Source organism: Microbacterium sp. PF5 (assembly GCF_004794315.1).
Lineage (GTDB): Bacteria > Actinomycetota > Actinomycetes > Actinomycetales > Microbacteriaceae > Microbacterium > Microbacterium sufflavum.
The window spans coordinates 1-4,997 of sequence record NZ_SSDQ01000104.1 but is presented as its reverse complement, the minus strand read 5'-3'; the positions used below and the strand labels follow the sequence as shown (position 1 = coordinate 4,997).

The 4,997-nt window shown below is 73.4% G+C and carries 7 protein-coding genes; 6 read left to right on the top strand and 1 reads right to left on the bottom strand.

All coding sequences use genetic code 11. The features are described 5' to 3' along the window. On the bottom strand, nt 1–915 hold a 915-nt coding region (locus DW297_RS08080), incomplete at its 3' end, for a coiled-coil domain-containing protein (protein WP_240744558.1). Nucleotides 916–1,186: 271 nt separating this feature from the next. Here DW297_RS08080 and DW297_RS08075 point away from each other — a divergent pair. From DW297_RS08075 to DW297_RS08050, 6 genes are all read left to right on the top strand, one after another. Then, nucleotides 1,187–1,444 carry a flagellar FlbD family protein gene (locus DW297_RS08075; RefSeq protein WP_136031176.1) on the top strand — a complete coding sequence of 86 codons (258 nt, stop codon included), beginning with the start codon at nt 1,187–1,189 and terminating at the stop codon, nt 1,442–1,444. Next, nucleotides 1,444–2,256 carry a motility protein A gene (locus tag DW297_RS08070; protein ID WP_136031174.1) on the top strand — a complete coding sequence of 271 codons (813 nt, stop codon included), beginning with the start codon at nt 1,444–1,446 and terminating at the stop codon, nt 2,254–2,256. The genes DW297_RS08075 and DW297_RS08070 overlap by 1 nt, the downstream gene beginning before the upstream one ends. Next, entirely contained in the window at nt 2,253–3,062 is an 810-nt protein-coding gene (locus DW297_RS08065) for an OmpA/MotB family protein (protein WP_136031172.1), read from the top strand. The genes DW297_RS08070 and DW297_RS08065 overlap by 4 nt, the downstream gene beginning before the upstream one ends. 43 nt (nt 3,063–3,105) lie before the next feature. Further along, a complete protein-coding gene (locus DW297_RS08060; protein WP_136031170.1) occupies nt 3,106–4,041 on the top strand; it encodes a flagellar motor switch protein FliM in 936 nt (311 codons plus the stop codon). Beyond that, the gene (fliN, locus tag DW297_RS08055) at nt 4,038–4,697 is read left to right on the top strand and encodes a flagellar motor switch protein FliN (RefSeq protein ID WP_136031168.1); all 660 of its coding nucleotides are present in this window, start codon (nt 4,038–4,040) and stop codon (nt 4,695–4,697) included. The genes DW297_RS08060 and fliN overlap by 4 nt, the downstream gene beginning before the upstream one ends. Nucleotides 4,698–4,747: 50 nt before the next feature. Next, nucleotides 4,748–4,997, top strand: a 250-nt coding sequence (locus DW297_RS08050; protein WP_240744557.1) for a flagellar biosynthetic protein FliO, incomplete at its 3' end; no start/stop codon positions are given.

Sequence of the window (4,997 nt, the reverse complement as noted above, 5' to 3'; positions counted from 1 at the left end):
GTTGCCGCCGCCCGCCGCGGCCGCCGCCGCGGCCTCACGCTCCCGTCGGGCTTTCTCCTCGGCCTCGCGCGCCGCGACACCCGCCTGGTACTGCGCGACCGTGGTGGCCGTGGTGTCCTTGAGGGCCGCGAGCTGCGCCTGCATGGTCGCCAGGTTCGCCGACTGCTCGTCGAGCGCGGCCTGCGCGGCCTCCGCGGCCTGCTGTGCCGCCTCCATCTTCTGCTCGGCGACCTGCTGCAGCCGGTCGCGCTCATCGCGGGCGACCGCGGCCTGGTCGCTCAGCGACTGGGCGGCGTTGCGCGCCGCGACGGCGTTGTCGTACACCGACTGGTTGTACTGCAGGAACTTGTCCATCGTCCCGAGCCGCGACAGCAGCTGGTCGGCGCTCGCACCGGAGCCGGCGAAGAACAGCTGCAGCGACGTGTCGTCTCCGCCGCTGCGGTACAGCTGCGCCGCGATCTGTCCGGCCTTCTTCGCGGAGGACTCGGCGAGCGCGGACTGCTCATCGGCCTCCGCCTGGAGGTTGTCCGCCTCGGTGATCGCCGCGAAGTAGGCCTGCTGGGCGGCGTAGAACTCGTCCGACGCGACCTGCGCCGCCGCCTGCGTCTCCGCGACCTTGCGGGTGAGCGACTGGATCAGCCCCTCGATGCGCGAGACCTCGGCCGCTTTGGCCGCCTCGTTGTTCTTGGCCCGCTGCACGTCGTCCCAGCTCGGATAGGTCGCGGCGTACGCGGCCGACACCCCGGTGCCCACGCCGAACGCGGCGAGCGCGACCACGCCGAGCGCCCCGAGCCCGAAGGCGCCGCGGCGGCTGACGTTCACCCGCCACAGCGACTCGCGCTCGGCGGGGGTCGGGGCGCACCCGCAGTCCTCCGCCGCCGTCTCGGCCGCCGTCTGCGGGGTTCGCTGCTTCACGGGGTGCGTCTCCTTCTCTTCCGGTCCGCCTCCGGCGCCGCGCGCACGTCGATGCGCTCTCGGTCGGGTCCGGTCCCGTCCATGCTGACCCCGGTCGACGCGCCCGGCCGCCTGCGACACGGCGCACGCGCCAGGTCGGGGCGTCGTCGGCGCGTCGCGCACCCCGCGCCCTAACGCGTCGCGCCGCACGGCCGACAGTCCCTCCCGACAGCCCAGGACGGGCCGTCTGTTCTCCGTCTCCGGACGGAGCGAGCCTTCCAGGATGGAGCCCATGATCGTCCTCACGCGCCTGAACCGCACCCGGTTCGCGGTGAACCCCGACCTGATCGAACGTGTGCAGGCCACGCCCGACACGACGCTGATCATGGTCGACGGCGCGACCTTCGTCGTCACGGAGACGATGGACGACGTGATCGCCCGCATCACCCGCTTCCGCGCGGGAGTGCTCGCCACCGCCGCCGCCCTCGTCGCCACGGACACCGTCGACACGGACACCGTCGACACGGCCGCCGCCGGGACGGAGGCCTGATGGATCCGTCGCTCATCCTCGGTCTGGTCCTCGCGTTCGGGGCCCTGATCGCCATGATCAACCTCGAGGGCGCGACCATCGGCTCGCTGCTCCTGCCCGCCCCGATGGTGCTCGTGTTCGGCGCGACCATCGCCGTGGGTCTCGCCAGCGGCACGCTGCGCGACGCCCTGCACGCCGTGAAGTCGCTCCCCCGAGCTTTCCGCGGCGAGCGCCGCACCGCGCAGAGCATGATCGACACGGTCGTCGGCTACGCCGAGAAGGCCAGGTCGGAGGGGCTGCTCGCCCTCGAGCAGGGCCTCGACGAGGAGAAGGACCCGTTCCTCCGGCAGGCACTGCAGAGCATCGCCGACGGCACGGACGCGGAAGACCTTCGGGTGCTGCTGGAGGACGAGCTGACGTCGACCGCCGCCCGCAACCGCACGGCCTCGCGCTTCTACATGACGCTGGGCGGCTTCGCCCCCACGGTCGGCATCATCGGCACGGTCGTGTCGCTGACGCACGTGCTGGAGAAGCTCGACAAGCCCGACACGCTCGGCCCGATGATCGCGGCCGCGTTCGTCGCGACGCTGTGGGGCCTGCTGTCGGCCAACTTCATCTGGCTCCCGATCGGCGGACGCCTGCAGCGCCTGGGCGAGCTGGAGCTGGAGCGCATGACCGTGCTGATGGAGGGCATGCTGGCGATCCAGGCGGGCGCCGCACCGCAGCTGGTGCGGGAGCGCCTCGGCGCGCTGGTGTCCGACCGGTCCGGCGGACGCTCGCGCCGCACCGAGCAGCCCGCACCCGCGGAGGACGCCGAGGACCTGTTCTCATGAGCGTGCGCGCACGCCGCCGCGTGACCGAGTCCGAGCACAGCGGACCGGACGAGCGCTGGATGGCGTCGTACCTCGACATGGTCACGGTGCTGATGTGCATGTTCATCGTGCTGTTCGCGATGTCGACCGTCGACCAGGAGAAGTTCGAGGCGCTGAGCGCGTCGCTCGCCACCGGCTTCGGGCAGGAGCCCTCCGAGGACATCGACGCGGTCACCGGTGTCGTGGTGCCGCCCGAGCTGGTGGACGAGAAGGGCCAGGACTTCGCCGACACCGAGGCCGCGGCGGCGCAGCAGGAGTTCGACGAGCTGTCGGCGCTGCGCGACCGGCTGCGGCAGGTGCTCGCCGAGCGCGGCCTCGAAGCCGACGTGACCTTCACGATCGACGAGCGCGGCCTCACGATCGGCCTGGTGAGCGCCGAGACGTTCTTCACCACCAACAGCACCGCGCTGAGCCCCGCCGCCACGCAAGTGCTCGACGCGCTGGGATCGGTGCTGGTCACGACGCCCAACGAGATCTCGGTCGAGGGCCACGCGGACGCCCGGGGCTCCGTCGCGCCGTTCCCGACGAACTGGGAGCTGTCGGCCGGGCGCTCGACCCAGGTGCTGCGCTACCTGGTGGAGTCGGCCGGCCTGCCGCCCGCGCACCTGAAGTCGGTGGGCTTCGGCGACACCCGTCCCGTGGTCGCCGGCAGCACCCCGGAGCAGCTGGCCGAGAACCGCCGCGTCGACATCGTGGTCCTCTCCGATGCGAGCGAGGAGGTGCGAGCGCTGCTCCCCGCCGCGGGCGCGGCGCAGACCTCCCCCTGACCCCTCCCTAACGCACGCCCTCCGCCGCCCGATAGTCGGGTACGTGGTGAGGGATGACGGTGCGCGCTCCGCGGTGCGCGCACGCACGGCGACAGCGACCGCCGAGGTCGAGGTGTACGACTTCGGCCGTGCGGCGACGCTGTCGCGCGAGCACGCGCGCACGCTCGAGCTCGCGTTCGAGACGTTCGCCAGGCAGTGGTCGGCGCAGCTGTCCGGCCGGATCCACGTGCGCGCGACCATCGCGGTCGAGCACGTCGGGATGCTCAGCTACGGCGAGTACGCGCAGTCGCTGCCGACCACCACGACCATGATCGTGTGCGCCCTGCCCGACTCCGACGAGCGGATGATCCTGCAGGTGCCGACCTCCACCGCCACCTCATGGATCGTGCAGATGGTGGGAGGGCGCTCGACCGCGACGGTCGACGACCGCACCTTCACGCCGATCGAGCAGGCGCTGCTGCGCTCCCTCGTGACGGAGGCCACGGAGCACCTCGCGGCCGCGCTCGACGGCCTGCTGCCCACCGGGGTCACCGTCGCCGGGATCCAGTACAGCTCGCAGTTCGCGCAGGTCGCGGCCGCCGGGGAGCCGGTGATCGTGGCGCGACTGTCGATGCGGCATGGCGGGCGCACGGTGCCGGCGAGCATCATGCTGCCCGCGTCCGTGCTGTCCGGGTTCGCCGTGCGCGAGGCCCTCACCGACCGTGCGGAGACCCCGGGCCTCGTGCGCCGCCAGGTCGAGGCCGCGCCCGTCGAGGTCGCACTGCGCCTCGCCCCCCGCTCGGTCCTGCCGCGCGAGGTGCTCGACCTCGCGGTCGGCGACCTCCTCGCCCTCCCCCACTCCGCCGACCGGCCGCTGCTGCTCACGGTCGGCGATCAGACCGTCGCGACGGCCGCGGTCGGCAGCTCCGGCGCGCGCCTCGCGTGCGTCGTCACCACCACCGTCCCCGCATCCGCCCCCGCCGCTCAGGAGTCCGCGTGACCAGCACCACCGCTTACGAATCCGCCGTCGCCGCCGCTTTCGCCGCCCGGCTCCCCACGGCAGCGCCCGTCACCGCACGGGCGTCGCAGGCCTCCGGCGACACCGGCGACGCGGTCGTCGTGCAGTTCGTCGGCGAAGCCGGAGCCCAGCTCGCCGTGCAGCTGCTCGACCCCGACGCGCTGATCGACGGCCTGGCGGGACGGCCCGTCGCCGACCGGCTGCTCGACGCGCTGGAGGCGGCCGTGACCGCCCTGGGCCCCGGCGTGCTGGGCGAGGCCGCCACGGGCGATGCGTCGGCGCTGTTCGCCGACCCGCACGCGCAGCTGTTCGACCTGGTCGACGAGGGCGAGCGCACGATCGGCCGGCTCGCCGTGCGCATCACCCACCGCCCGGCACGACCCGCCGGCGGCGACGGCCGCCTGCACCGCATCGCCGGTGTGGAGATGGAGCTGACGGTCGAGATCGGCCGCACCCGCATGGCCGTGCGTGACGTGCTCGACCTGGAGCCCGGCCGCATCGTGGAGCTGGACCGTTCGGCCGGCGCCCCTGCGGACGTGAAGCTGAACGGCCGCACGATCGCCCACGGCGAGGTCGTGGTGGTCGACCAGGACTACGCGGTGCGGATCACGCGCATCCTCGAGAACGTCGAGGCCTGACCCTGGACGACCTGCTGCTCGCCCTGCGGGTCGGGCTCTCCCTGGCGGCGGTGCTCGGCCTGCTGTGGTTCCTGCAGCGCCGGGTCGCGAAGACCCAGTCGCGCAAGCGCGACGCCGAGCCGATCACGGTGCTGGGGCGTCAGGGCCTCGGGGCGAAGGCGCAGCTCGTGGTGGTGCAGACCGAGGACGCCCGCTACGTGCTGGGTGTCACGGAGCACGGCGTGAGCGTGGTCGACCGCCTTCCGCTGCGCCCGGAGCCCGCGGCCCCGCCCACCGGGCCGGCACCGCGCGACGCCGCCG